We start from the raw sequence: 25886 nt of genomic DNA on the forward strand, positions 1-25886 counted from the left end.
CGAACGCCAGAGCGGCGGCGAGGGCCGCCCCGAGGGCGGCGGGCCCGCGCCTCACTGCGCGCCACCCCAGTCCGGGTGCCCGGGCATGGGCGGGTTGTCGAGGTCGAACAGCCAGCGGTGCAGGAAGGTGCCGACGGACGCGTCGCCGGTCACCTCGACCGCGTTGTCGATGAAGTCCTGCGTGGAGGCGTTCCCGTGCCGGTGCTTGGTCAGCCACGCCTTCATGACGGCGTCGAACTCGTCCTGCCCGATCTGCTGCCTGAGGGCGTAGAGGGAGACGGCGGCACCGTCGTAGATGTTGAAGCCGCCGAGGCCGGTCGGCTTTCCCGGCGGGCCGTCGCTCTTGCGGACCGCGTCGAGCTTCTCGTACGCGGTCCGCATCTTCTCCTCGATGGGCTGGAAGCCCTTCTGATCCGCCCACACGGCCGCGTAGAAGACGGCGGGCCCTTCGTTCATCCAGGCGTCCTGCCAGGTCGCGGGGGTGACCGAGTCGCCGAACCACTGGTGGGTCAGTTCGTGGACCATGGTCGTGGAGTAGGTGGGGCGCTCGAACCAGCCCGGTCCGAACAGGGAGAGCGTCTGGTTCTCCAGAGCATCCGCGTAGCCGTCGCGCACGATCTGCACGCCGTAGGTGTCGAAGGGGTAGCGCGTCCCGAGGGTCTTCTCCAGCCAGGCGAGCTGCCCGCCGGTCTCCTCGACGATCGGACGGTACTTCGCCACCTGGTCCTCGGGGACGAGGTGGCGCAGCTTCACGCCGTGCGGGCCTCGGCCGTGGAGGTAGGTCTGCTTGTTGACCGAGATTCCGAGCAGTTCGGGCGCCATGGCGGAGTCGAGGGAGAAGTCCCAGGTCCGCTTGGCGCCGGGGGCGTCGCGCCGGCCGGTGAGGTTGCCGTTGGCCGCGGGCGTCCAGCCCTTCGGCGCGGTGAGGTGGAAGGTCCACGTCGCCTTGTCGGAGGGGTGGTCGTTGACGGGTGCGAAGGTGTCGGCGCGGGACGCCTGTGCCGCCGAGGCGAAGCCGCCGTCGGACATGTGGCGCCAGCCGGGCTGGCCGACCGGCTTGGTCTTTCCGTTCCCGTGGTAGGTCACCCGGACGTCGAAGGAGTGGCGCTCGCGCAGGGGGCGGGCCGGGGTGACGGTGAGTTCCTGGCCGCTCTGGCCGGGGGCGACCGCCCAGGTGGCGGGCGTGCCGTTCACCGTGACGCGGTCGACGGCCAGCGAGTCGACGTCGAGGTTGAAGGACGACAGGTCCTGGGTGGCTCTCGCCCGGATCCTCATGGTGGCGGCGAAGTCGTACGTCACGGGCGTGAAGTCGAAGGAGAGGTCGTAGTGGCGCACGTCGTAGCCCCCGTTGCCGAGCGTCGGGAACAGCGGGTCGCCCACGCCGTCCGCGCCGGGGGTGGGGGTGAAGGGGGCAGCGTGGGCGGGAGCGGCGAGCGCGAGGGTGGCGGCCGCGGCCGCCGTCGCGATGGCGGCACGCACGGTTCGGGTCCTTTTCTCAGCCATGGGGCGGCAACGTAGTAATCGCTTACTGTCGCCGTCAAGAGCCCCGGCTCTTCGCTCTCTTGGACTTTCCTTCATCAGCCCTCTGGCGCCGAGACGCGACTCAGTACACGCTTACTGCGCCGGCCGGGAGCGATCGGGCCCCCCGAAGGGCGCGGCGAACCGCGTGCCGGGCCACGACCTCACCGCGCCTCGAAGAAGAGCCGCAGGAGAGCCGCAGAGGATCCGAAGAGGACCGACGAGACCCCGCACAGGACAGGGACGTACAGATGACAGACACGTCAACGGCCGGGCGCAGCCCCACGCCCCGCCGGGCGACGATCGTCGACGTGGCGCGGCGGGCGGGCGTCTCGTCGGCCACCGTCTCCCGGGTCCTCAACGGCAACTACCCGGTGGCCGGGGCCACCAGGGACCGCGTCCACGCGGCCGTCGCGGAGCTCGGCTACGTGGTCAACGCGCACGCCCGCGCACTCGCCGGCACCTCCAACCGCACGGTCGGCATCGTCGTGCACGACGTCGTCGACCCGTTCTTCGCCCACATCGCGCGCGGCGTCGAGCGGGCCGCGTCGGCCACCGGACGGCTCTGCATGGTGTGCTGCACCCATGGCGACCCGCGGCGCGAACTGGCCTTCGTGGACCTGCTCCACGAGCAGCGGGCGGACGCGGTCGTGCTGGTGGGCGGCGCACACCAGGACCCCGCGTACGCCCGCGAAGTGGCCCGCAGGGCGCGGAGTCTGCAGGCGGGAGGGGCCCGGCTCGTGCTGTGCGGGAGACCGTCGGTGGGGCGGGACGTGCCGACGCTGTCGGTCGAGTACGACAACGAGGGCGGCGCGTTCGCCCTCACCGACCACCTGATCGCCCGGGGCCACGAGCGCATCCTCTACCTGGGCGGCCCCCCGAACCTGTCCACCACCCACGACCGGCTCGCCGGGCACCGCAGGGCGCTGGCGCTGCGGGGCGTGACGGCGGCGCCCGAGCTGGTGCACACCGGGGCGTTCAGCCCGGCCTTCGGCCACCGCAGGCTGACCGAACTGCTCGCATCGGGCCTGGAGTTCAGCGCCGTCTTCGCGGCCAACGACATGGTGGCGATCGGGGCGCTGCAGGCCCTGGAGGAGGCGGGGCTCCGTGTCCCGGACGACGTCTCGCTCGTCGGTTACGACGACGTGCCCGCCGCGGCGACGCTGCGCCCGCGCCTGACCACCGTGCGGGTGCCGCTGGAGGAGATGGGCCGCCAGGCGGTGCGGGTCGCGGTGCCGGACGCGGAGTCCGAGGCGTGGCAGCCGCCGGCGGAGGGCGCGGTGCGGCTCGGCACGCACATCGTCGTACGGGACTCGGTGGCGGCCCGCGCCACGTGGTGAAAGCGGTTAACCCGCGGGGGCCGTGCACGCGCGTACACAGAACCGCACGCCGGGGAAGAAAGAACGTAGAAAGATTCCGGACCCTCTTGCGCGCCATAGCAACCGCTTACATGCTGTCGCGGAATCGGCTCACCCCGTGGGCCGCCGACGCCCCATGTGCCCCCGACGCCCCTGGGAGTTCGCATGTCCACACCCGACCCCGGCTCCTGCGCGCCCCGCCGCCGCGCGCTCCTGATCGCGGGCGCCGCGTCCGCCCTCGTGCCCCCGGTGGCGGGCAGTACGGCGTGGGCCGCCGCGGACCGGACCGTTCCGGAGGCCCGGCCGGACGGCTCCTCGGACGCGGCGTCGAACGACGCTCCGGGCGCCTCGTCGGGCGACTTCGACACGCTGCTCGCCCGCGCCGCCGCCCAGCTCACCGGCGGCGACTTCGACGCCTCGGACCCCGACTTCGCCGCCGCGCTCAAGGCCCTGGACACCCAGGCGGCCGACTGGGCGCGGCGGCTGGACCGCTCGGCGGGCAGGACCGCGCTGTGGCCCGACCTCTCCCCCGCCTCGGCCCCCGGCAACTTCGGCCAGAGCTACACCCGCCTGCGTACCCTCGCGACGGCCTGGGCGACCCCCGGCACCTCCCTCGGCGACAGCGAGGGGATCCTCGACACCCTGCTCGACGCCCTGCGCTTCCTGCACTCCACCGGGTACCGCCCCGACCGCCCCGAGTCCGGCAACTGGTGGTTCTGGGAGATCGGCGCGCCCCGCGCGCTCATGGACACCTGCGTCCTGCTGCGGGCACACGTGCCCGCCGACGATCTGGCTGCGTACACGGCGACGGTCGCGAAGTTCTGTCCGGACCCCGACCGCCGCACCAACTCCCCCTCGCTCGCCGAGACCGGCGCCAACCGCGCGGACAAGGCCGTCATCGTGGCCCTGCGCGGACTGCTCGCCCGTGACGCGGCCACCGTGGATCTGGCCCGCGACGGCCTCTTCGACGTGCGGGACGGCGGGAAGAACAGCCTGTTCACGTACGTCACATCGGGCGACGGCTTCTACGAGGACGGATCGTTCGTGCAACACGGTTCCGTCGCGTACACGGGAACGTACGGCAGTGTCCTGCTCGGCAGCGCGGGCCAGCTGATCGCGCTGCTCGCGGACTCCCCGTGGGCGGTCTCCGACCCGAGGACGTCGGTGCTGTACGAGGCGGTGGAGCGGACGTTCGCACCAGTGCTCTTCGACGGGCTGATGATAGACGCGGTGCGCGGCAGGGCGATCTCCCGGGAGAAGGCGAGGGACCACCACGACGGAGCGGTGACGCTCTCGCACATCCTGCAACTGGCGTCCGGCGCCCCGGATCCGTACGCGCGGCGCTGGCGGGCGCTGGCCAAGGGCTGGATCCGCCGCAACCGGACCACCCCCTACGCGAGTCTGGCGGCCATCCCCGCGCTCGCCCGTGCCAAGGCCGTGCTCGACGACCCCTCGGTCCCGGCCGCCGACCGGCTCACCGGCCACTTCGTCCTCGCCGACATGGACCGGGTGGTGCACCGGCGGCCGGGCTGGGCCCTCGCCCTGTCGCTCTCCTCGCAGCGCATCGCCGCGTACGAGGCGGGCAACGGCGAGAACCTGCACGGCTGGTACACCGGCGACGGCATGACCTACCTGTACGACGGCGACGACCTCGGGCAGTTCGGCGACGGGTTCTGGGCGACCGTCGATCCCCACCGGCTGCCGGGCACGACCGTGGACACGCGCGCACGCGTCGACATCGGCTCGGGCGGCGGCACCGGCACCTACCGCCCGAAGAACGCCGTGGCGGGCGGCGCGGCCCTGGACTCCCGCCATGGGGCGGCGGCCATGGAGCTGCGGGCTGACGGCAGCAGTCTGCGGGCCCGCAAGGCGTGGTTCTGCCTGGACAACGTCGTCGTGGCGCTCGGCTCGGGCATCGGCGCGAGCGACGGGCGCACGATCGAGACGGTCGTCGAGAACCGCAACCTGCACGCGTCCGGGCCCACCCGGCGGCTGACCGTGGACGGGCGCGGGCAGCCGGGTCGGGACGGCTGGTCGGGGCGGTTCGACCGGGCCGGGTGGGCCCACCTCGACGGCACCGGCGGCTACGTCTTCCCGGACTTCCCCGGGCGGGCCGACCACCTCGCCCTGCACGCCCTGCGCGAGGAGCGCACCGGCGCGTGGCGGGACGTCAACACCGGCGCGGACACCGCGGGCAGCACCTCGCCGGTGACGCGCCGCTATCTGACCCTCTGGCTCGACCACGGCGTCTCGCCCTCCGATGCCTCGTACGCGTACGCCCTGCTGCCCGGCGCGAGCGCGGTCGCCACCGTCCTCTGGGCGCGGACCCGGCCGGTGCGGATCGTGGCCAACTCGCCCTCTGTGCAGGCCGTCGAGGCGCGCCGTGACGGTGTGCTGGCCGCCCACTTCTGGGCGGCGGGGCGGGCCGGTGGGCTCACCTCGTCCGGGCCGGGCACGGTAATCCTCCGGCACGGGCATCGCGGGCTCTCCCTCGCCGTCGCGGACCCCGGCCGTACGCAGACCTCACTCTCCGTCGAACTGCCCTATCCCGTACGGCAGGTGGTCCGTGCCGACGACTCGGTGACCGTCAGGACAGGGCGTCGTCCCGTGATCACCGTGCGGGTCGGCGGTTCCCGCGGCCACACCCATACCGCCGAGTTCCGCTGAACGCACGGCCGATGACGTGCCGTCATGTGCGGGCACGTCGTGGCCGGCCGCGCAGTCCCCGCGCCCATCCCGGGCGCGCCCTCACCCACAAGGAGTGCACCCCATGAGATCCACTCCGTTCCACCGTCGCACCGTCATCGGCGGGCTCGCCGCCGTCACCGGCGCCGCGCTGCTCCCCGGCACCGCCCACGCGGCCCACCCGACGGCGCGGGCCACCGCCACCGTCCGGCTCACCGCCCGGGTCTCCGCCGAGTCGCAGCGGAGCCGGCTCGGGGCGGCCCAGCGCGCCAGCGACTTCTTCACCACGGCCGCCTACGCGCCCGCGGGCACCGCCGTCACCCTCTCGGTGTCCGCCCCCGACGGCGTCCTGCCGACCCTGCACGTCGGCATCCCCGACTACTACGCCACCCCCGACGCCCCGCGTGCGTACGCCCTGAAGGCCGGCACGAACACCGTCACCGATCCGCACGGCGGGCCGATCCACCTCACGATGACCGGCAGCGGCGAGCGCGCCACGGTCACCCTCGGCCCCGGTTCCGTGCCGATGCCCACCTTCACCCACGGCTCGACCACGGAGTCCGCCTTCCAGGCCCAGCTGGACGCGCAGACCGCCGCCGGGTACGTACAGCTGCGCTCGGCACACGCCATCGTCACCCTGTCCCGCGCCACCGCACTGCGGTACCGCACCGAGAGTCACGCCGCGCTCCTGGACACCTACGAGCAACTCCTCGCCTCGCACGCCTCGTTCAGCGGCCTGAGCGGCACGAGCGGGACGCACGCCCGCAATCCGCTGCCGTACCACTTCGTGAACGTCACGAAGGTGGCGTCCGGCGTCGGGGCGTACGCCACGCACGGGTACACGGGCTACCCGAGCGGGGCGATGCCGTACATCGCGGGCGTGGACGGGCTGCGCACCGGCGGCTGGGGCATGTACCACGAACTCGGCCACCAGCACCAGCAGTCCGCGTACAAGCCGGGCGCGCTCACGGAGGTCACCTGCAACCTCTACTCGCTCGCCGCACAGCGCACGCTCGGCCAGACCTCGCGCCTGCTGGCCGCGGACTCCGGCGGCAAGGACGTGTACGACCGCGCCTTCGCGGCCCGCGACGGCGGCGGCGACTACGCCTCCCTCGACGTGTGGCACAAGCTGGTCCCGCTGTGGCAGCTGCACCTCGCGTTCGGGTCCGGCGTCTGGCCCGCCCTGCACCGGCTGATCCGCGCCGACGCCCCGGCCGCCGCCACCGACGCGGACCGCTACGACCACCTCGCGGTGTACGCCTGCCGGGCCACGGGCCGCGACCTCGGCGACTTCTTCACCACCAAGTGGCGCTTCCCCCTCACCGCGGCCGGCGCGTCCCGCATCGCCGCGCTCGGCCTGCCCGCACCCACCGTCGACGCGAGCACGTACCGCGAATAGGGTCGCCCGACCCGCATCACCCACCGAGGAGTTACGGACCCCATGCCCGCACCGCACCTGACCCTGCCGCCCACCGACCGTGTCCTGTCCCCGCTCACCGGCTGGACCCGGGCCCACTGGGAGGCGCTCGCCGACCGGCAGCTGGAGGCGCTCGTCCCGTACGCGACGCCGGGCTTCGCGCAGTACCGGCTGCCGGGACGCAACAGCTGGTCGGGGGTGGTGTCGGACGGGCTTGAGGGGTACGCGCGGTCCTTCCTGCTCGCCGCCTTCCGGATCGCGGGGGCGGGCGGCGAGGCGGACCCCCGCCTGATCGAACGCTACGCACAGGGGCTGACGACGGGCACCGACCCCGACAGCGGCGAGGCCTGGCCCGCGCTCACCGACTGCTCGCAGCAGATGGTGGAGGCGGCCTCCGTCGCCATCGGCCTCCACGAGACCCGCCCCTGGATCTGGGACAAGCTCGACACCCGGGTCCAGGAGCGGGTGGTCGACTGGTTCTCCGGGTTCGTCGGCGGCCGGACCTGGGACAACAACTGGCGGCTCTTCCAGGTCGTGTCCGAGCAGTTCCTCGCCTCGGTCGGCGCCCCGCACCGCCAGGCGGACATCGACGGCGGACTGGACCGCATCGAGGACTGGTACCGCGGCGACGGCTGGTACAGCGACGGCGACGGACGGAACTTTGACTACTACATCGGCTGGGCCATGCACCTGTATCCGCTGCTGTGGGCCCGGATGGCCGCCGAAGAGGACGGCGGGCGCGCCGCGGTGTACCGCGAGCGCCTGACCCGGTTCCTCACCACCTACCCGCACTTCTTCGGCGGCGACGGCGCCCCCGTCCACCAGGGCCGCTCCCTGACGTACCGCTTCGCGGCCGCCGCGCCCGTGTGGATGGGTGCCCTCGCCGACTGCAGCCCGCTCGCGCCGGGGCTGACCCGGCGCCTCGCGTCCGGCACGGCACGGCACTTCGTGGAACGCGGCGTGCCCGACGAGCGGGGTCTCCTCCCGCTCGGCTGGTACGGGACGTTCCTGCCCGCGACGCAGGCGTACTCGGGCCCCGCGTCGCCGTACTGGGCGAGCAAGGGCTTCCTCGGCCTGCTGCTCCCCGCCGGCCACCCCGTGTGGACGGAGCGCGAAGTCCCGCTCCCCGTCGAGGAGTCCGACCAGTACACGGCGCTCCCCCAACCCGGCTGGCTGCTGCACGGCACCCGCCACGACGGCATCGTGCGCCTGGTCAACCACGGCAGCGACCACAACCCGCTCGAAGGCCCCGCCCAGGACGACCCGCACTACGCCAAGTTCGGCTACTCGACGGCGACCGCCCCGGAGACCGCCCCGCGCGCGTGGGAACGCGCCGTCGACGGCCACCTGGCGCTCCTCGCCCCGGACGGCACGCCCTCGCGCCGCCGCCGCATCCACCCGCTGAGCTGCGAGGGCCGGGTGGCCTCCTCTCGCCACGAGGCACAGTTCCCCGGCGAGCGGGACGAGTTTCCCGTGGTGACGACGAGTGCCCTGCACGGCCCGTGGGAGATCCGGGTGCACCGGGTGCGGGCCCCGGCGGGCACGACCGTCCGCGAAGGCGGGCACGCGGTGGCGGACGAGACGCGGCCGCACGCCGAACTGGGGTCCGGCTGGGCGCTGACGCGCACGGCCACGGGCCTGACCAGCGCGGTCGTCGCCCTGCACGGCTGGGCCGAGGAGGCCGGCATCGCCCGCGAGGTGGCGGCCAACGCGTACGGCCCGCACTCGGCGACGCCGTTCCTGACGTCCGCGGCCCACCCGGGAGGCGCGGGCGTCCACGTCACCCTGGTCGCCCTGTCGCGGGACACCGTCCGCCCGCAGGCACTGCGGGAGGCCGTCACGTGCACCGTGGACGGTGACGTCGTCCACGTCCGGTTCCCCGACGGGACCGAACTCGCCCTCTGATCCCGCTCAGATCCCGCCCGCCTCCCGCCGGTGTATCTGCTCCACGAGCTCGGCCGCCCTGCGCTTGATGGTGTCGAGCCCCGCCCTGCCCCAGCGGCGGGGCTCGACGTCCACGACACAGACCGTGCCGAGCGCGATGCCCGTACGGTCGATCAGGGGCGCGCCCAGGTAGGAGCGGATGCCGTTCTCCTCGACCACGGGATTGCCCGCGAACCGCGGATAGTCGCGGACGTCCTCCAGGACGAGGGCCTTGCGGCGCACCACGACGTGCGGGCAGTAGCCGTGGTCGCGGGCCATGTAGCGGTCGGTCGCGCCGGACGATCCGGCGGTGACGGGACCGGTGACAGAACCGGTGACGGAACCGGCAGCCGCCTCCGCGGTGGTGGGCAGGCCCCGCGGGGCGTGCAGACCCGCGAAGAACTGCCGCTCCTCGTCGATGAAGTTGACCATCGCGTACGGCGCGTCGGTCAGGACGGCGAGCCGGTGGGCGAAGACGTCGAGGACCGGGTCGGGGTACTGCCCCATGCCGAGCCCGCGCAGCCTGCGCACCCGCGCGGGCGCCTCCTTGTCCACGGGGGTCAGCAGCAGGTGCCCGCCCGGCTCGTACCTCACGTGTGGGCTCCGTAGCTGGGCGCCGGGGCGTGGTTGAGGAGGTGCTTGACGAGGACGAGGAGGGTCTGGATGCCGGAGCTGGAGATCCGCGCGTCGCAGCGGACCACGGGCACGTGCGGATCGAGGTCGATCGCGGAGCGCACCTCCTCGGGTTCGTAGCGGTGGGCACCGTCGAACTCGTTGATCGCCACGATGAAGCCCATGCCGCGCTGCTCGAAGAAGTCCACGGCGGCGAAGCAGTCCTCCAGGCGCCGGGTGTCGGCGAGCACGACCGCGCCGAGTGCGCCTTCGGAGAGCTCGTCCCACATGAACCAGAACCGCTCCTGTCCCGGTGTGCCGAAGAGGTACAGGACATGTTCCGGGTCGAGCGTGATCCGGCCGAAGTCCATGGCGACGGTCGTCGTGGTCTTGTTCTCCACGCCCGACAGGTCGTCGGTGGCCTCGCTGACCGTGGTGAGCAGTTCCTCGGTGCTCAGCGGCGCGATCTCGCTGACCGCGCCCGTGAAGGTCGTCTTGCCGACCCCGAAGCCACCCGCGACGAGGATCTTCAATGCGGTGGGGAAGGGGTCAGAGCTGTCGTCGTAATCCATCGAGCACTGCCTCCAACAGGGACCGGTCGGTGGGGTTGTGGTAGAAGTCCGGGGCCTTCTGGGTGAGGGACCCGCAGTCGAGGAGATCCGAGAGGATCACTTTCGCCACGACCGCGGGCAGCTTCAGCTGGGCCGCGATCTCGGCGACGGAGGTGGGAGCCTCGCACAGGCCGAGGGCCGTGGAGTGCTCGGGCCCGAGGTAGCCCAGTGGGGTGGAACCGGTCGCCATCACCAGGGAGAGCAGGTCGAGCTGGCTGCTCGGTCTGGTCCGTCCGTTGCTGACGGTGTAGGGGCGGACGAGCCGCCCCGCGGCGTCGTCGAGCCAGGGCCCGTCGTGCGGGGCCGCCATCCTCAGTGCCTCATCGGCGCGGGTTCGCCGGCGGGCTGCCGGGGCGCGGTGACCAGGTACGGGCGCACGCTCTTGACCAGCATCGCCATCTCGTAGCCGAGGACGGCCGCGTCCGCGTCGCGCCCGGCGAGTACGGCAAGACAGGTGCCCGAGCCCGCGGTGGAGACGAACAGGAGGGTGGAGTCCAGTTCCACGACGACCTGGCGGACGTCGCCGCCGTCGCCGAAGCGGATGCCCGCGCTGCGCCCGAGGGAGTAGAGCCCGGAGGCGAGGGCCGCCATGTGGTCGGCGCTGTCCGGGTCGAGGCCGTGCAGCGACTTCACGAGTCCGTCGGAGGAGAGCAGGACGGCGCTGCGGGTGTGCGGCACGCGCTGCACGAGGCCGCTCATCAGCCAGTCGAGATCGGATACATGGCCGGTCGGCGCATCGCTCGCCATGGTGGATCGACTCCTTGAGGTACGAACGTACGTAGGTCTGCCTGGGCAGAGGTGGGGGGAGGTGGTCGGGTCCTGGTCGGTGGTCAGCCGCCCGGTCCGCTCCCGTCGTGGTGGGTTGCGCCGTCGTGCTCCCGCACGACGGGATCGCGTGCTTCCTGTGCCTGGGCGAGGCCGATGCCGCGTTGGAACGCGGCCATCAGGCCGGGGTCGTGGCCGACGACGTGGTCGTCGTCGGGCCGGGGTGCCGGGGACTCCCGCAGCTGGGGTGCGAGGTGTTCCTGTGCGCGCCGTTTGGGCAGTTGAGGTCTGCCGACGCGTCCCCGGACGGCTCCGTTGCGTGGGGTCGGCGGGGCCGCGGAGTGCTCGGCGGCGGCCTGGCGGTCCTCGGGCCGGATGCCCGGGGACGCGTCGGCGGGCGTGGGCCTGTCCTGGCGGGAGCCGCGCACGGGGAGGGGCGCCGGCGGGGCGCCGTTCGCCGTGCGGGGCCGGTGCGGCACGGGTACCGGGGCGGGGGCCGCGTGGGGCACCGCGGGGGCCGCGGGGACGGGCTCGGGACGGGGGCCGCCCTGCGGGGCCGTACTCGGCCAGGCCGGCGGGTCGTCGTGCCCGGCCCGGCCCGCGTCGCCCGAGGCGCCGCGCGAGGCCGCCTCGGCCGCCGGACGGCGCCGGACGGCCGGCTCCTCCTGCTGCTCGGCACCCAGCAGCTCCTGCGGCAGGATCAGTACGGCCTGGACTCCGCCGTAGATGTTGGTCTGCAGGCGCACCGCGACGCCGTGCCTGCGGGCCAGCGCGGAGACGACGAAGAGCCCGATGCGGCCGTCCTGCAGGAGGCTCGCGACGTTGACCTGGTCGGGGTCCGTGAGCAGCCCGTTCATCTTGTCCTGCTCGGCGGCGGGCATGCCGAGGCCCCGGTCCTCGACCTCGATGGCGAGGCCGGCGGTCACGAGGTTGGCGCGCAGCAGGACCTGGGTGTGCGGGGCGGAGAACACCGTGGCGTTCTCCACGAGTTCGGCGAGCAGGTGGATGACGTCGGCGACGGCGTGGCCGCGCAGGGTGCCGTCGATCGGGGGCACCAGCTTCACCCGGGAGTACTGCTCGACCTCGGCGATGGCCGAGCGCATCACCTCCGTCATGGAGACGGGGCTGCTCCACTGGCGGCGAGAGACGGCGCCGCCGAGGACGGCGAGGTTCTCGGCGTGTCGGCGGATGCGGGTCGCGAGGTGGTCGACGTGGAAGAGGCCCTTGAGGAGTTCGGGGTCCTCGACCTCGTTCTCCAACTCGTCGAGCAGGGAGATCTCGCGGTGCACGAGGGACTGCAGGCGGCGGGCGAGGTTGACGAAGACCTCGACCTTCTGTTCGCTGCCCGCGTGGCTGGAGAGCCGGGAGGCCTGCACGACGGCTTCGACGGCACCGTCCTGGGCGCGGTTCAGCTCCTCGGCGAGCTGGTCGAACTCGTCGCCGCCCACGCGGCTGCGGGGCGGCGCCCCCGGCGGCGCGGGCTGGTCCCCGCGGCGCAACTGCTCGACGACCTGGCGCAGTTCCGCCTGGCCGCGCGCGGTGGCGCGGCGCAGGCCGCCGACGCGGTCGCGCACGGACTTCGCGGCGCGCTCCGCGGCGACGGCGGCTATGCCGATGCCCGCCAGGGCGACCAGGGCGGCGGCGCCGAGCACGGCGAGCAGGGCCGGCCCCGGGCGGGCGCCGGTCGAGCGCAGGGTGAACAGCACGGCGGCGCAGGCGCTCAGGCCCACGGCGACGGCCGGCAGCACCGCGATGCGCAGGAGCTGCGGGCGTATGTGCGTTTCGGGGTGTGCGGCGGTCCGGCTGCCGGGCCTGCCGTGCCGTCCGCCTTCACGGCGGTCTGCGCGGGCGGCCGGTGCGCGTAGGTGAGACATCTGCGTCCTCGGTACGTTGCGACGAGGGTCCAGCGGTCGGCCCGACTCCTCTTTGCGGCGTGGTTGCGGCATCGCCGTGCCGGCCGGCAGGTCGCGACGTCAGCCCTGCGTCGTGATCCCTGCGTCGCCCGACGGCCACTCACGGTAGTCGGCAACGCATCACGCGCGGTGGGCAGTTGACAAAGTCAGCGGTGCAGCGTCCCGCTCTGGTATGACGCCTCGCACAGGGGTCCTATTCGCTTCGTACGCAGGGCCGACTCACGCCCCGTTCGTGTCGTGCCCCAGGCGGCCGACGCCCGTCACCGCCAGGGCGAGGGCGAGGGCGGTGAGTGCGGCGAGGGCGCCCCAGGCGGGCGCGAAGCTGTGCGTGACGTCGGTGAGGAGGCCGAGGGCGGGCGGCGCCGCCACGACGGCGGTCTGGTTGACGGACATCGCCATGCCGAGGGCGAATCCCGTCCGGCCCGTCGGCGCCGACTCGACGACGTGGGCGACCCAGGGCCCGTACCAGCCGAATCCGAAGAACCCGAGCCACACGAAGAGCAGGCAGGCCACGACCGGCGACCGCCCCAACGGGGTCGCGAGCGCCAGCGAAGCGGCAATCACCGCGGCCATGCAGACCACGACCGCGGCGTAGCGTCCGGACCGGGCACGGTCGCTCCAGGCCGCCAGGCAGACACGGCCCGCGACGCCCGCACCCTGGGCCGCCATCAGGACGAGGGCCGCCCGCCCCGCACCCAGTGCGGCGGCGTCGTGCAGGTGCAGCACGGTCAGGACGAGGACGCCGCTCTGCACCGCGACCAGGCTCGTCCCCGCCAGCATGATCTTCACCATGGCCGGTTCGCGGAGCATCCTCAGCCGCCCGCCGAACTCCTCCCCGGGCCCTGGACGCGGCGTCGCCTCCGGGGAGACGGCCGGTGCGGGCGGCCGGCAGAGGGAGACGAAGACGACGGCGCCGAGGAGCGCGACCAGGCAACCGGACACGAGGGTCGCCCGCAGGCCGAAGGACGCGGCGAGCGGCGGCAGCGTCGCCGCGGCGAGCGCCCCGCCGAGGGGCAGCCCCGCCTGCCGGATCCCCATCGCGAACCCGCGCCGGGACGGGCCGAACCAGGACGCGACCGACTTGCTCCCGCCCGGCTGGGCGGTGCTGTAGCCCGCGCCGACGATCAGGAGGGCCAGGAGCAGGGACACGTATCCCGGTGCGACGGCGCCCAGCGCCAGGCCCGCCGCGACCACGCAGGCGCCCGCGCCGACGACCCGGCGTTCGTCGTGGCGGTCCAGGAGTTCCCCGGCGACGGGCAGCCCGACCAGCGGGACCAGCTGGGCCGCCGACAGGAGCAGGCCCACCTGGGCCGCGCTCAGGTCCAGGTCGCGCCGGAAGTGGATGCCCATCGCCCCGATGCCCTGCACGTAGAAGCAGGAGGCGGTCTGGGTGAAGGTGGCTGCGCCGAGAACGACCCAGCGGTAGCGGCCTGCGGCGCCGGGGACGGTCTGTCCGGGGGTCACGAGCGGGTCCGGACGATGGCGTGATGCATGGCGGCCACCCTGCTGTAATGGCCTTATGCACCTCAACCCTTACGGCGAGGACGCCGTGCAGCTGGCCGCCGATCTCACGAACCGTCGTCCGACCAGCGCCGAGGAGCTCGCGGACCGCTGTCGCGCCGCCGGCCTGACGCTGGAACGCCCGGTCACGGACGACGACTTGCCCCGCACTCTGGACACCCTGGACGCCTGGGAGGCGGTCGTCGACGCCACCGAGGAGCACGAGCGCGCCCGCCTGGTCAACGCGATGGTGGCGGACGCCGCCGCCCACCCCCGGCTGACCGACCACGCGGACAGCGGCTGGCACCTGCACTACCGGGAAGCCCGCCAGCCGCTGGGCGCCCTGCTGTTCTCGCTCATCGCCGTCGGCACCGCGCTGCACCTGGCGGGCCGGGGCATGCACCGGCTGCGGCGGTGCGCCGTGACCGAGTGCACCACGGTCTTCGCGGACACCTCACGCACCGGACGCCAGCGCTACTGCTCGCAGCGCTGCGCCAACCGCGACGCGGTCCGCAGGCACCGCGCGCGGGCCGCGTGAACCGACCGGGCGGGCGCGAGCTCGGCCCTAGGCGACGGGCGCCGTCTCCGGTTCAGGCTCCGGCTTCCCGCTGTCCGCCACGGCGTGCTCCGGCCAGCCGCCGTCCGGCGTGACCGCCACGGCGCGCCACCACGGCGCGTCGGGGACGGACGCCGACCCGGGCTCGAAGGGCTCACCGGGAATGGGCAGCGCGATGTCGGCGCCCACGCGGCGCGCCGCGGCGATGGTCTCCTCACCGGGCTCCGACCAGGCGTGCGGGGCGAGGTTGAAGGTCCCCCAGTGGATGGGCAGCATGACGCCGAGGGGCTGCCCGCCCTGGAGGTCGAGGTGGGCCCGCATGCCCTCCTCGGGCGTCATGTGGATGTCCGGCCACCACTTCGCGTACGCGCCGATCTGGATCATCGTGGCGTCGAACGGGCCGTGCGCGGCGCCGATCTCACCGAAACCGGCGAAGTATCCGGTGTCCCCGCTGTGGTAGACGCGGTGCTCGGACCCCTGGACCACCCAGGAGGCCCACAGCGTGTGCTGCTGGTTGCGCAGGCCCCGACCGCAGAAGTGCCGCGCGGGGGTGGCCGTCAGGGTCACTCCGCCCACCTGCGCCGACTCGTGCCAGTCCAGCTCGCGGAGCCGGTCCGCCGGCACGCCCCACCGCTCCAGGTGCGCGCCGACCCCGAGCGGCACCGCGAACACGGTGTCCGTGCCGACCAGGGCCTTGATCGTGGGCATGTCCAGGTGGTCGTAGTGATCGTGCGAGATCACCACGGCGTCGACCGGGCCGAGCGCCTCCAGGGGCACCGGCACCGGGTGCAGCCGCTTGGGCCCGGCGAAGGAGAACGGCGAGCACCGCTCGCCCCACACCGGGTCGATGAGCACCCGCAGCCCGTCGATCTCCACCAGAACGCTGGAATGCCCCATCCAGGTGACCCGCAGGCCACCGGCGGGCGGCTTGGCGAGGTCGGCGAGGGTGGTGGCGTGCACCGGGACCGTGCCCGCCGGGCCGCGGCGCACACGCTCCTCCTTGCGGAAGTAGATCTTGGCGAACTCCAGCGACGAGCCGGTCGGCCGGGTCCGCGCCCCCTCGGGGTTCTGGAAGGACCCCTCGGCCACGGAGAAGTTCGGGGACCTGCGGATCCGGGCCAGCCGGGCACCTGCGGGGTCCGCTCCGAAGGGGGCGGAACGCAGCGAGCGGAGCCCGGGGATCAGGGACCGGGACACGGGACCTCCTGAAGGGGGTGGATAGGCCCTCCCATTATGTCCACCGGCTCCCGCGGAGTCCTGCGCGGGCGGCGAGACCCTCGCCACGCGGCCCGCCCCGGCGCCGCCCCGGGCCCCGCCGCCGGTTCTCACCTCAGCTCGTACACCGCCGTCACCGTGACCTCGTCCTGGATCTGCCCCGGCGCGACCGGCACGCCGTCCTTGGCGAACGCGCCTACCGGCATCGGCACGGGGCGCGGGCGCCCACCGTCACTCTCGTCCAGGGTGACCAGGCGGCCCAGGCGCCGGCCCGTCAGCTTCGCGTACTGCCCGGCCTTGGCCCTGGCGTCCTTGTACGCCGCCGTCCGGGCCCTGGACCGCAGCGCCGAGGGGTTCGAGACGTCGAAGGCCACGGAGTGGACGCGCCCCGCGTCGCCGGTGGCGTCCACGACCGCCTGCAGCACCGCGCCGGTCGTGTCGATGTCCCGGACGACCAGGGAGAACGTCTGCGAGGCCTGGTGTCCGATCACCTTCTGTCCGCCGCCGCTGCCGCCCTCACCGGTGCCGTCGTCCCCGTACACGGCGGTCAGCGCGAGGTTCTCCGTCCTGATGTCCCGCTCGGCGACGCCCGCCCCGCGCGCGGCGGTCAGCAGCGCCTCGGCGGCCGCGCCCTGCGCCGTGAGCGCCTCGCCCGCCGTCGGCCGGGTGACGTCGACCCCCGCGGAGAGCACCGCCATGTCGGGTGCGGCGGTGGCGCTGCCCGAGCCGGTCACGGTGACCGTCGTCGGCGCCCGGTCGGGGGCCGACGCCGGGACCGGCGCGGCGGGCGCCGCGACGGCGGGGGCGGCGGGCAGGCCGAGGGCGGCGAGTGCCACGGCGACGGCACCGAAGCGGCGTACGGAACGTACTGAGCGCATACGAGGGGTCCTTCCGGCTCTCCGTCCCTGCGGGGACGGCTCGCCGACATCCCAGCACCGCGGCGCCCGCGCGCGACCGCGCCACTCCCGCCCTGTCACCTCACCGGTCCAGTGCCGGATCCGGCCCGCCGCACCCGGCCCCGGCGCCCCGAATCCCTTTACGATGGCGGGCGTTCGCCCCACGACGCCGTCCGGACACCGCGGCGCGGGGCCGCACCCGACGATCGGAGTGACCGGTTGCCCAGGCCGACGAGTTACGCGAGCACCCACCGCGAGAGCCTCCAGGACCCGACGGCCTTCTGGGACCGGGCCGCGCGGGCCGTCGACTGGTACGTCCCGCCGCCCACGGTCCTGGACGCGAACGCGCCCGCCGCCCCCCGCTGGTTCGCGGGCGGTGAGCTGAACACCTGTCACAACGCCCTGGACCGGCACGTCCTGGCGGGGCACGGCGACCGCACGGCGCTGATCCACGACAGCCCCGTCACGGACTCCGTCCGTACCCTCACCTACCGCGAACTGCTCGACGAGGTCGCCCGCACCGCCGGCATGCTCACCGAACTCGGCGTCGGCAAGGGCGACACCGTCGTCCTGTACCTGCCGATGGTCCCCGAGGCGGCCGTCGCGATGCTGGCGTGCGCCCGCATCGGCGCGGTGCACTCCGTGGTGTTCGGCGGGTTCGCGGCACCCGAACTCGCGGCCCGCATCGACCACGCGCGGCCCAAGGTGGTGCTCTCCGCGTCCTGCGGGATCGAGGGGGAGCGCGTCATCGCGTACAAGCCGCTCCTGGACACCGCCCTGGACCGGTGCACGCACCGACCGGACGCCTGTGTCATCCTCCAACGCCCGCAGGCACAAGCCGAGTTGCGCGAAGGACGCGACATCGACTGGGCGACCGCGGTCCGCACCTCGCCCGTCGCCGACTGCGTCCCGGTGGCCGCCACCGACCCCCTCTACATCCTCTACACCTCCGGCACCACGGGCGCCCCCAAGGGCGTGGTGCGCGACAACGGCGGGCACGCCGTGGCGCTGCGATGGAGCATGGAACACATCTACGACGCCCGCCCCGGCGAGGTGTTCTGGACGGCGTCCGACGTGGGCTGGGTCGTGGGCCACTCGTACATCGTGTACGCGCCGCTGCTCGCCGGCTGCACCACGCTCCTGTACGAGGGCAAGCCGGTCGGCACGCCGGACGCCGGGGCGTTCTGGCGCGTCGTCCAACAGCACCGCGTGCGCACCCTGTTCACCGCGCCGACGGCGATCCGCGCCATCAAGCGGGAGGACCCCAAGGGCGAGCACGCCGCACGGCACGACCTGTCGTCGCTGCGCGCCCTGTTCCTCGCGGGCGAACGCCTGGACCCCGACACCTACCACTGGGCGCGCGACCTCCTGGACATACCCGTCGTCGACCACTGGTGGCAGACCGAGACGGGCTGGCCGATCGTCGCCAACCCGCTCGGGATCGAGACCCTGCCCGCGAAGCCGGGCTCACCGGGCCGACCGATGCCCGGCTGGGACCTGCGCGCCCTCGACGCGGCGGGCGAGCCCTGCCCACCGGGCACCGACGGCACCCTGGCCCTGCGCCTGCCGCTCCCGCCGGGCGCCCTGACCACGCTGTTCCGCGACGACGAACGGTTCGCCGCCACCTACCTGAGCCGCTTCCCCGGCCATTACCTGACGGGCGACGGCGGCCATGTCGACGAGGACGGCCACGTCTTCGTGATGGGGCGCCTGGACGACGTCATCAACGTCGCCGGGCACCGCCTGTCCACGGGCGCCATGGAGGAGGTCCTCGCCGACCATCCCGACGTGGCGGAGTGCGCGGTGGTAGGGGTCGCCGACGACCTGAAGGGCGAACTGCCGCTCGGCCTGGTCGTGCTGCGCCAGGGCGTGGACCGGCCGGCCGCCGAGGTCGAGGCCGAGCTGCGCACGCTGGTACGGACCCGCATCGGTGCCGTAGCGACGCCGCGCCGCGTGGTGACGGTGGCGCGGCTGCCCAAGACCCGCTCGGGGAAGATCCTGCGCGGCACGGTCCGGGCGATCGCCGACGGCCGCGACTACACCGTCCCCGCGACGATCGAGGACCCCGAGGTGCTCGCCGAGATCACCGGGTCGCTGGGCCCCCGCGAGGGCGGCGGATGGTGACGACCGGGGAACCGGCGGGGGTGGAGCTCTCGGCGCGGGGTGTCGAACTGGTCCTGCCCGGCGGCGGTCTGGCCCTGTCCGGGATCGACGTGCCGACGGTCGGTCCGGGGCGCGTGCTGGGCATCGCGGGCGGCAGCGGGGCGGGCAAGACGCTGCTCCTCGAAGTGCTTGCCGGACTGCGGGTGCCCCGCGGCGGGCGGGTCTCGGTGCGGGCGGCGTCCGGCGGCGCGGCACAGGGGGCGACACGCGAACAGGCGCTGCGGTACGGGTTCGTGCCGCAGGACGACATCGTGCACCGCGCGCTGCCGCTGCGGATCGCCCTGGAGTACGCGGCCCGGCTGCGCGGCACCGACCCGGGTGACGTGCCGCACGTGCTGGCGGAGTTGGGGCTCGGCCAGGTGTCCGAGCAGCCGGTGCGGACGCTCAGCGGCGGTCAGCGCAAGCGGGCGAGCATCGCGATCGAACTGCTCTCCCGCCCGCAGCTGCTGTTCCTGGACGAGCCGACCTCGGGTCTCGACCCGCTGGCGGGGGCGCAGTTGACGCAGTACCTGGTCCGGCTCGCGGGGAAGGGCGTCACCGTGGTGTTCACCACGCACACGCCCGCCGATCTGCACCACTGCGACCAGGTGATGTTCATCGCGCCGAACGGCCGCCCGGGTCCTTCGGGCACCCCCGCCGACCTGGCACGCATGTCCCCCGACGGCACCTTCGAGGCGCTGTACTCCGTGGAGACGCATACGGACGGCGCAGCGCCCCCGCGGGCGGGCTCACCGGAAGCGGCCGAACCGCCCACCACCCGCCCCCGGTTCACCCCGGCGACCGGCCGACTGCGTCAGTGGGCCGTCCTGACCGGCCGCGACCTGCGGCTCCTTCGGCACGACCGACTGACCGCGGCCATCACCGTCGGCTCACCGCTCGTCATCATCGCGATGTTCGCGCTGCTGTTCCGCCCGGGCGTCTTCGATCCCGGCGACCCGTCGCCGGCCGCCTCCGCGATGGTGCTGTTCTGGATCGCGTTCGGCGCGTTCTTCTTCGGGCTCGCCTACGGACTCCCGCAGATCTGCGGCGAGTTGCCGGTGCTGCGCCGCGAACGCAGGACCGTACTGCGCCTGTGGCCCTACCTGCTGGCCAAGCTCACCGTCCTTGGACCCGTCCTGCTTCTCGCGGACGCGCTGCTGCTCGTGGTGCTGCGCGCCCTTGACCGGCTGCCGCACGCCGCACTCTCCGTACATGCCTCCCTGTTCGCCACGACGGCCCTGGCCTCGTTCGCCGCGCTCTCGCTCGGCCTGTGCTGCTCGGCGCTCGTCTCCGAACCCAGCCAGGCCGCCCTGGTGCTCCCCCTGCTGTGCTTCCCCCAGGTGCTGTTCTCGGGGGCGTTCGTGCCGGTTCCGCAGATGGCCGCGGGCGGGCGCTGGATCAGCGTCGCGATGACCAACCGGTGGGCGTTCGAGTCCCTCGGCTCCGGCGCGGACCTGGAGACACTGTGGCGGGGCGGCGGGCCCGAGGGCCGGACGCTGCTCGACTCGTACGGGGACAGCTTCGGCCGTCCGGCGTGGGTGGGCTGGGTGGTCCTCGCCGGGTGCGCCGTGCTGCTGCTCGGCGCCGCCTGGCTGGTGCTGCGGCGGCGCTGCCCCACGACCGCGCACCGGCTCAGCACGTCAGGCGCGGGGCCAGCTCACCGGTGACCGGCGCGCGGGCGGCGAAGGTCTCGTGCAGGAACGCACCGAACCGGTCGATGTCCGCGGCGAGGTTCGCGATGCCGGGCGAGACGCGCACCGCACCGCCGGACGGCAGCCCGAGCCGCCGGATGTAGCCGTCGATGGTCGCGGCGCCCCACCGCCCTGTGCCGGTCCGCCGCAGCAGGCGCGGCGCGATGGTGAAGGCCTCCTCGCCGGCGCCGGGATTGCAGAAGCAGCCCGTGCGGACCGAGATGCCGGCCGCGGCACACTCGCGGGCCACGATGCGCTCGTCGACGATCCGCCCCCGGGGGTCCAGGACGTTCAGCGCGACCGTCCCGCCGCGCCCGTCGGTGCCGCGCGGGCCGTAGACGCGCACGAGCGGTGTGCCGTCCGGGTGCCGGAGCCCGGCGAGGCACGTCAGCAGGCGTCCGGTCAGCCGGGTGACGTGCTCGGCCACATTGGCGGCGCCGGCCTTCTCGTACCAGTCGAGTCCGGTGGTGATCTGGGGGACGGCGTGGAAGTCGGGGGTGCCGTCCTCGAAGGCCGCGGGGGCCTGCGCCATGCGGTGCCAGCGCGCCTGCGCGCTGACCACCTGGATCGTGCCGCCCGCGAACCAGGGCCTGCGCAGCCCGGCGAGCGCATCGCGCCGGGCCACCAGACTGCCGACGCCGGACGGGTAGCCGAAGACCTTGTACCAGCTCGCGACGACGAAGTCCGCGGGCACCTGACGCAACGACAGCGTCCCGGTCGGCAGATAGGCGGCCGCGTCGAGGAGCGTGTGCCAGCCGGCCGCCCGCGCCTGCGCCACCCACTCCAGCGGATGCCGTACGCCGCTGAAGTTGCTCTGCGCCGGATAGCAGAACAGCCCCCTGCGCCGCCCGCCGAGTCCCTTGCGCACCGCCGCGCCGGAGACCCGCAGCTCGTCGCCCGTGAACGGGACGAGACCCACCGCGGCGCGCGCGGCCCGCGCGAACTCCCGTACCCCGTTGACGGAGTTGTGGTTGTCCTGCGTGAGCAGCAGCGCTCCCCCTCGCCGGTGGAACGGGTAGGACTCCGCGACCAGCTTCACGGCCTGCGAGGCGTTCGCCGTGAACACCACGGTGTACTGGGCGGGATCCGCGTCCAGGAACCGCAGCACCCGGAGTCTGGCCTCCTCGATGAGCTCGGTCGAGGCGGCGGACGCAGGGCTCTCGGTGTGCGGGTTCCCGAACGCCTTGCCGCTCAGCCGCGCGGCCTGCGCCCGCACGAGCCCGCGGGGCACGGGCGCGGCGCCGGTGTGGTCCAGATAGATCTGGCCCGTCTCGTCGAGGTACCCGAAGTCCTCGGCGCGCAGCCGCGCGAAGACCTCCTCGCCCGTGCCGTTCTCCCCCACTCGGCCCCCGCCCCGTCGTGCTCCGTGCGACGCGCCCGGAGCGAGCGCGCCTGTCCGCAGGGTCGGTCATCCACCGACCGCTGTCCAGACCGCCCGGGACGGATACGCGGAAGGCGCCCCGGGAAGGGCGCCTTCGGCATCCGCAGAGCCGCTCGACGGTTCAGGAGGCGGCCTCGATCTGCATCTTGAGGGTGTGGAGGTTGCGGAAGCCCTTCGCCTCCACGTGGTCGCCGGAGCTCTCGCCCCGGATGCGCCGGCCGATCCACGGCACCAGGTACTCGCGTGCCCAGTGGATGTCGTCACGCCGCACCTCCAGGGTGCCGCGCGGCGGCAGCGGCGGCCACGCCTGGTCGGGATCCGCAGGCACGTCGAGCCCGAGGACCTGACCGGCGCGCAGCGCCACGCGCGTGTGGCCCTCCGCGGAGAGGTGCAGCCGATCGCCGTCCCACGCCCGCCGGTCCTGGACGGTCTTGAGGGACCACAGGTCGAGAACCGGGCAGCCGTACCGGTCGGCGATGGCACGGACGTGCATGTTGTACGTGGCGATCTTGCCGCGCAGGTGCTTGAGCAGCGCCACGCCACGGGTGTCGAAGCCGGTGGTCACCATGACCGTGCCGACCGCCGACGACAGGTCGGCGACGGCCCGCTCGAACCGCTCGGCGACCTCGTCGGGGTCGGTGCCGGGGCGGATGATGTCGTTGCCCCCGGCGCAGAACGTCACCAGGTCGGGGGCGAGCTCCTTGGCGCGCGGCAGTTGGTACTCGACGATCTGGTCGAGGAGCTTGCCGCGCACGGCCAGGTTGGCGTACCGGAAGGTGTGCTCAGGGACCCGGTCGTCCAGCAGGACCGCGAGGCGGTCGGCCCAGCCGACGAAGGTGCCGTCGGGGCTCGGGTCGCCCACGCCTTCGGTGAAGCTGTCGCCGACCGCTGCGTAGGAGTTGAATACGCCGTTGTTGATGGGGTGATGGATGAAGGATGTCGACTCTGCGCTCACGAAGTAATATCTTTCACCTCCCTAAGTGACCTACGCCACCGTAGGGAGGGGTTGACGGGGCGTGAGATAAGCCACCGGTCAAGATTCACCCAACTCGGAATAAGTGCAGACCCCACCTTTCGACGTGCGGATCCCCTCCCGCCGGCCACGCCCGGCCTCCGGTCGGCCGCCTCAGACCCGCCGCAGCAGCCCGCGCAACGGCACGGCACCCCGGTACGTCTCCCCCGTGTGGTGATCTGCGCATCTCCGTCCGGCAGTTGCCGCACGGAGATGCGCCACGATCCGGACCGGGCGAGCGCACCGCCGCAGACCTCGCCGCTCTCCTCGGTGGCGCCGTCCGCATCGAGCGCGACCCAGGGCAGGTGGTGGTGCCCCGCGGACCGAGAGGAGCGGGCCGCACGAAGCGCGGCCCGCCCTCCACCGGGTACTCCTCGTGCCCGTCCCGCCGCGACTCGAAGGGCCGGTGGGGCGGCAGCGGCTCGGCCGCGTGCGCCTCCGCGTCGGCGAGGGCGATCCGCGACCCCCAGTGGAGGCGCGGCAGTGCGTCGCGGCCCGTGAGCCGCAGCGCATAGCTGCTCGTCGGGCCCGGGAGCAGCCACGTACGTACGTCCGTCGGTCGGTCAGTACCGGCCTCGATCACCAGGGCCCCCGCCCGGTCAGCACGGGCATTCCGACAGGCACGCACTCGTCCGCTCCCGCAGGCACGCGCTCGCCCGCTCCCGCGATCCGATCCCCCGCGGCCGGACCCTTCCCGGTCACACCGCCCGGCAGGCGGCTTGACATGCAGCCGATCGGCTGCCAATCATGGAGAGGCAGCCGAATGGCTGCATGACTGGGGGTGACGGTGACGGACATGGACGCGGCGTTCAAGGCGCTGGCCGACCCGAGCAGGCGGCAGCTCCTCGACCGGTTGCGGGACCGCAACGGACAGACCCTGCGGGAGCTGTGCGCGGGACTCGACATGGCCCGCCAGTCGGTGAGCAAGCACCTGGCCGTACTGGAGGCCGCCGAGCTGGTGACCGCGGTACGGCAGGGGCGGGAGAAGCTGCACCACCTCAACGCCGCTCCGATCAACGCCATCGCCGAACGATGGATCAACCAGTTCGACCGCGGCAGGGCGAGCGCCCTCGCGGACCTGAAGAGAGCATTGGAGCAGCCCACCATGGACAGCAGCACGTTCGTGTACACGACGTACATCCGCACCACTCCCGAGCGGCTCTGGCAGGCCCTCACCGACCCGGCGTTCACCTCCCGGTACTGGGGCGTGAGCTTCCGCACCGACTGGGCGCCCGGCTCCCCCATGACCTGGACCGAGACCGGGGCCACGACCGAGGACCCCGAGCAGGTCGTCCTCGTCCACGAACCGCACCGCCGCCTCGCCTACACGTGGCACACCTTCAGCCCGCAGTGGGCCGAGGCGAACGGCGTCGACGACGAGTTGCGCGCGCGGCTCGCCGCCGAGCGCCGCTCCCAGGTCACCTTCGACCTGGAGCCCCAGGGCGAACAGGTCAGGCTGACCGTCACGCACGAGTTCGACCAGGACGGCACCCTGCGGTCGATGTGCAGCCAGGGCTGGCCCGCCATCCTCTCCAGCCTCAAGACCCTCCTGGAGACCGGCGAGGCCCTGGCGGAATCCCGCGCGGGCTGACGTCGCGGGGAGGGCGTCACGGGCCCGCGGAACGGCGCCCGTCAAGGGGTGATTGCCCCAGGAACCCATGTCGTATCGTCGAAGGCGCACCTACCGGCGAGCCGCGCCGGCGCAGAGCCCGAGGAGAGCCCGTGACGCAGCAGGTCCCGTCGACAGAGCCCGAGCTGGCCGGAGTGCGCAACTTCCGTGACGTGGGCGGGCTGCCGACGGTGGACGGCCGCCGCGTCCGCCAGGGCCGCCTGTTCCGCAGCGGTCACCTGGCCCACGCCACCACGTCCGACGCCGCTTTCCTCGGCTCGCTGGGCCTGCACACGGTCTTCGACTTCCGCAACGCCGCCGACCAGCGCCTGGAGGGCCCCGACGTCACGCTGCCCGGCGTGCGGAACGTGAACCTGCCGCTGACCGACCCCGCCGACGGCGCCGAGTTCTGGACGATGGTGCGCGACGGCGACCTCGACCAGCTGCGCTCGATCCTCTCCGACGGCAAGGCCGCGGACCGGATGGCCACCGCCTACCGCACGATCATCAAGGAGCGCACCGCCGAGCACAGCAAGGTGCTGCACGCGATCGCCGAGGACAGCGTGCCCGCCCTGATGCACTGCGCCGCGGGCAAGGACCGCGCCGGCCTGTCCATAGCCGTCACGCTCCTCGCCGTCGGCGTGGAGCGTGACGCCATCGAGGCCGACTACCTCGAGTCGAACGCGGCGCACCGCCGCTACAAGGTGCAGCGCGGCGACAACTCCCCGAGCGCGATGTCCGCCGAGGTCATGGAGCTCCTCAACCCGCTCTTCGACGCCCGCGCCGAGTACCTCGCGGCGGCCTACGACACCATCGAGCAGACCTGGGGCGACGTGGACACCTACCTCGCCGTGGGCCTCGAGGTGAGCCCCGAGACCCGCGAGCGCCTGCGCGAGCGCCTCCTGGACTGAGCGGGCGCCCCGGTCCGCTACTGGTTCTTCGCGCCCAGCTCGAACAGCAGATAGATGAAGGCCGCGAAGATGTGACCCACCGCGACATAGATGATCAGGCGGACCCAGAGCGCCCGGGGGAACTTCTCCTCCATGGTGCTGGGGTCGGGCCGCCTGGGCCGGTCAGGTCCC

21 protein-coding genes and 1 pseudogene are annotated in these 25886 nt (G+C 73.6%); 9 read left to right on the forward strand and 13 right to left on the reverse strand.

What is annotated here, in order from left to right:
- Nucleotides 1–51: 51 nt before the first annotated feature.
- Entirely contained in the window at nucleotides 52–1479 is a 1428-nt protein-coding gene (locus ACZ592_RS13005) for a M1 family metallopeptidase (RefSeq protein ID WP_471581583.1), read from the reverse strand.
- 290 nt (nucleotides 1480–1769) lie between these two features.
- Here ACZ592_RS13005 and ACZ592_RS13010 point away from each other — a divergent pair, with 290 nt between their 5' ends.
- From ACZ592_RS13010 to ACZ592_RS13025, 4 genes are all read left to right on the forward strand, one after another.
- Nucleotides 1770–2858: a LacI family DNA-binding transcriptional regulator gene (locus ACZ592_RS13010; RefSeq protein WP_471581584.1), complete on the forward strand. Its 1089-nt coding sequence runs from the start codon at nucleotides 1770–1772 to the stop codon at nucleotides 2856–2858.
- A 183-nt stretch (nucleotides 2859–3041) separates the two neighbouring features.
- Nucleotides 3042–5543, forward strand: a complete 2502-nt coding sequence (locus ACZ592_RS13015) for a polysaccharide lyase 8 family protein (RefSeq protein WP_471581585.1) — start codon at nucleotides 3042–3044, stop codon at nucleotides 5541–5543.
- Nucleotides 5544–5646: 103 nt separating this feature from the next.
- Nucleotides 5647–6960, forward strand: a complete 1314-nt coding sequence (locus tag ACZ592_RS13020) for a M60 family metallopeptidase (protein ID WP_471581586.1) — start codon at nucleotides 5647–5649, stop codon at nucleotides 6958–6960.
- A 42-nt stretch (nucleotides 6961–7002) separates the two neighbouring features.
- Complete coding sequence (locus tag ACZ592_RS13025; protein ID WP_471581587.1) at nucleotides 7003–8883, forward strand: DUF2264 domain-containing protein; 1881 nt, start codon at nucleotides 7003–7005, stop codon at nucleotides 8881–8883.
- A gap of 6 nt (nucleotides 8884–8889) precedes the next feature.
- Here ACZ592_RS13025 and ACZ592_RS13030 read toward each other — a convergent pair whose 3' ends face one another.
- The 6 genes from ACZ592_RS13030 to ACZ592_RS13055 form a co-directional block, all read right to left on the reverse strand.
- Complete coding sequence (locus tag ACZ592_RS13030) at nucleotides 8890–9495, reverse strand: GAF domain-containing protein (RefSeq protein ID WP_471581588.1); 606 nt, start codon at nucleotides 9493–9495, stop codon at nucleotides 8890–8892.
- Complete coding sequence (locus ACZ592_RS13035) at nucleotides 9492–10085, reverse strand: GTP-binding protein (protein WP_471581589.1); 594 nt, start codon at nucleotides 10083–10085, stop codon at nucleotides 9492–9494. Before ACZ592_RS13035 ends, ACZ592_RS13030 begins: the two co-directional genes overlap by 4 nt.
- Entirely contained in the window at nucleotides 10063–10434 is a 372-nt protein-coding gene (locus ACZ592_RS13040; RefSeq protein ID WP_471581590.1) for a DUF742 domain-containing protein, read from the reverse strand. Before ACZ592_RS13040 ends, ACZ592_RS13035 begins: the two co-directional genes overlap by 23 nt.
- A 2-nt stretch (nucleotides 10435–10436) precedes the next feature.
- A complete protein-coding gene (locus ACZ592_RS13045; protein ID WP_471581591.1) occupies nucleotides 10437–10871 on the reverse strand; it encodes a roadblock/LC7 domain-containing protein in 435 nt (144 codons plus the stop codon).
- Between the two features lie 83 nt (nucleotides 10872–10954).
- Nucleotides 10955–12763 (reverse strand): sensor histidine kinase, encoded by a 1809-nt coding sequence (locus tag ACZ592_RS13050; RefSeq protein ID WP_471581592.1) that lies wholly within the window; start codon nucleotides 12761–12763, stop codon nucleotides 10955–10957.
- 258 nt (nucleotides 12764–13021) lie between these two features.
- The gene (locus ACZ592_RS13055) at nucleotides 13022–14266 is read right to left on the reverse strand and encodes an MFS transporter (protein WP_471581593.1); all 1245 of its coding nucleotides are present in this window, start codon (nucleotides 14264–14266) and stop codon (nucleotides 13022–13024) included.
- Nucleotides 14267–14321: 55 nt separating this feature from the next.
- On the opposite strand from ACZ592_RS13055, the gene ACZ592_RS13060 reads away from it, so the two are divergent.
- On the forward strand, nucleotides 14322–14840 hold the full coding sequence (locus ACZ592_RS13060; RefSeq protein WP_471581594.1) for a CGNR zinc finger domain-containing protein: 519 nt from the start codon (nucleotides 14322–14324) through the stop codon (nucleotides 14838–14840).
- A 27-nt stretch (nucleotides 14841–14867) separates the two neighbouring features.
- On the opposite strand, the gene ACZ592_RS13065 is transcribed toward ACZ592_RS13060, so the two are convergent.
- Both ACZ592_RS13065 and ACZ592_RS13070 read right to left on the reverse strand, forming a co-directional pair.
- Nucleotides 14868–16055, reverse strand: coding sequence for an MBL fold metallo-hydrolase (locus ACZ592_RS13065; RefSeq protein WP_471581595.1), 1188 nt, complete (start codon nucleotides 16053–16055; stop codon nucleotides 14868–14870).
- A 128-nt stretch (nucleotides 16056–16183) separates the two neighbouring features.
- Nucleotides 16184–16951 carry an SIMPL domain-containing protein gene (locus tag ACZ592_RS13070; protein ID WP_471581596.1) on the reverse strand — a complete coding sequence of 256 codons (768 nt, stop codon included), beginning with the start codon at nucleotides 16949–16951 and terminating at the stop codon, nucleotides 16184–16186.
- A 237-nt stretch (nucleotides 16952–17188) separates the two neighbouring features.
- Between ACZ592_RS13070 and ACZ592_RS13075 the strand changes: the two genes are divergently transcribed.
- Entirely contained in the window at nucleotides 17189–19093 is a 1905-nt protein-coding gene (locus ACZ592_RS13075) for a propionyl-CoA synthetase (protein ID WP_471581597.1), read from the forward strand.
- Nucleotides 19087–20778, forward strand: coding sequence for an ABC transporter permease (locus tag ACZ592_RS13080; protein WP_471581598.1), 1692 nt, complete (start codon nucleotides 19087–19089; stop codon nucleotides 20776–20778). Before ACZ592_RS13075 ends, ACZ592_RS13080 begins: the two co-directional genes overlap by 7 nt.
- Here the strand turns inward: ACZ592_RS13080 and ACZ592_RS13085 are convergent.
- From ACZ592_RS13085 to ACZ592_RS13095, 3 genes and pseudogenes are all read right to left on the reverse strand, one after another.
- Nucleotides 20744–22144 carry an aminotransferase class V-fold PLP-dependent enzyme gene (locus ACZ592_RS13085; RefSeq protein ID WP_471581599.1) on the reverse strand — a complete coding sequence of 467 codons (1401 nt, stop codon included), beginning with the start codon at nucleotides 22142–22144 and terminating at the stop codon, nucleotides 20744–20746. The two genes, ACZ592_RS13080 and ACZ592_RS13085, sit on opposite strands and share 35 nt — an antisense overlap.
- 160 nt (nucleotides 22145–22304) lie before the next feature.
- Nucleotides 22305–23138: an SGNH/GDSL hydrolase family protein gene (locus ACZ592_RS13090; RefSeq protein ID WP_471581600.1), complete on the reverse strand. Its 834-nt coding sequence runs from the start codon at nucleotides 23136–23138 to the stop codon at nucleotides 22305–22307.
- Between the two features lie 230 nt (nucleotides 23139–23368).
- Nucleotides 23369–23778 (reverse strand): annotated as a pseudogene (locus tag ACZ592_RS13095) (glycoside hydrolase family 36 N-terminal domain-containing protein); the annotation flags it as partial.
- A gap of 213 nt (nucleotides 23779–23991) precedes the next feature.
- Between ACZ592_RS13095 and ACZ592_RS13100 the strand changes: the two are divergent.
- Nucleotides 23992–24786 carry an ArsR/SmtB family transcription factor gene (locus ACZ592_RS13100; RefSeq protein ID WP_471581601.1) on the forward strand — a complete coding sequence of 265 codons (795 nt, stop codon included), beginning with the start codon at nucleotides 23992–23994 and terminating at the stop codon, nucleotides 24784–24786.
- A gap of 131 nt (nucleotides 24787–24917) precedes the next feature.
- Complete coding sequence (locus ACZ592_RS13105) at nucleotides 24918–25715, forward strand: tyrosine-protein phosphatase (protein ID WP_471581602.1); 798 nt, start codon at nucleotides 24918–24920, stop codon at nucleotides 25713–25715.
- Nucleotides 25716–25732: 17 nt separating this feature from the next.
- On the opposite strand, the gene ACZ592_RS13110 is transcribed toward ACZ592_RS13105, so the two are convergent.
- Nucleotides 25733–25849: a DUF6126 family protein gene (locus ACZ592_RS13110; protein WP_361169991.1), complete on the reverse strand. Its 117-nt coding sequence runs from the start codon at nucleotides 25847–25849 to the stop codon at nucleotides 25733–25735.
- Between the last annotated feature and the right edge of the window lie 37 nt (nucleotides 25850–25886).

The sequence above is a fragment of the Streptomyces sp. NPDC040622 genome (genome assembly GCF_055593965.1).

Coding starts and splice junctions, on each gene's coding strand:
- ACZ592_RS13050 (WP_471581592.1), bottom strand. CDS start 12,763: ATGTCTCACCTACGCGCACCGGCCGCCCGCGCAGACCGCCGTGAAGGC.
- ACZ592_RS13015 (WP_471581585.1), top strand. CDS start 3,042: ATGTCCACACCCGACCCCGGCTCCTGCGCGCCCCGCCGCCGCGCGCTC.
- ACZ592_RS13010 (WP_471581584.1), top strand. CDS start 1,770: ATGACAGACACGTCAACGGCCGGGCGCAGCCCCACGCCCCGCCGGGCG.
- ACZ592_RS13060 (WP_471581594.1), top strand. CDS start 14,322: ATGCACCTCAACCCTTACGGCGAGGACGCCGTGCAGCTGGCCGCCGAT.
- ACZ592_RS13070 (WP_471581596.1), bottom strand. CDS start 16,951: ATGCGCTCAGTACGTTCCGTACGCCGCTTCGGTGCCGTCGCCGTGGCA.
- ACZ592_RS13025 (WP_471581587.1), top strand. CDS start 7,003: ATGCCCGCACCGCACCTGACCCTGCCGCCCACCGACCGTGTCCTGTCC.
- ACZ592_RS13045 (WP_471581591.1), bottom strand. CDS start 10,871: ATGGCGAGCGATGCGCCGACCGGCCATGTATCCGATCTCGACTGGCTG.
- ACZ592_RS13110 (WP_361169991.1), bottom strand. CDS start 25,849: ATGGAGGAGAAGTTCCCCCGGGCGCTCTGGGTCCGCCTGATCATCTAT.
- ACZ592_RS13100 (WP_471581601.1), top strand. CDS start 23,992: ATGGACGCGGCGTTCAAGGCGCTGGCCGACCCGAGCAGGCGGCAGCTC.
- ACZ592_RS13080 (WP_471581598.1), top strand. CDS start 19,087: ATGGTGACGACCGGGGAACCGGCGGGGGTGGAGCTCTCGGCGCGGGGT.
- ACZ592_RS13020 (WP_471581586.1), top strand. CDS start 5,647: ATGAGATCCACTCCGTTCCACCGTCGCACCGTCATCGGCGGGCTCGCC.
- ACZ592_RS13035 (WP_471581589.1), bottom strand. CDS start 10,085: ATGGATTACGACGACAGCTCTGACCCCTTCCCCACCGCATTGAAGATC.
- ACZ592_RS13040 (WP_471581590.1), bottom strand. CDS start 10,434: ATGGCGGCCCCGCACGACGGGCCCTGGCTCGACGACGCCGCGGGGCGG.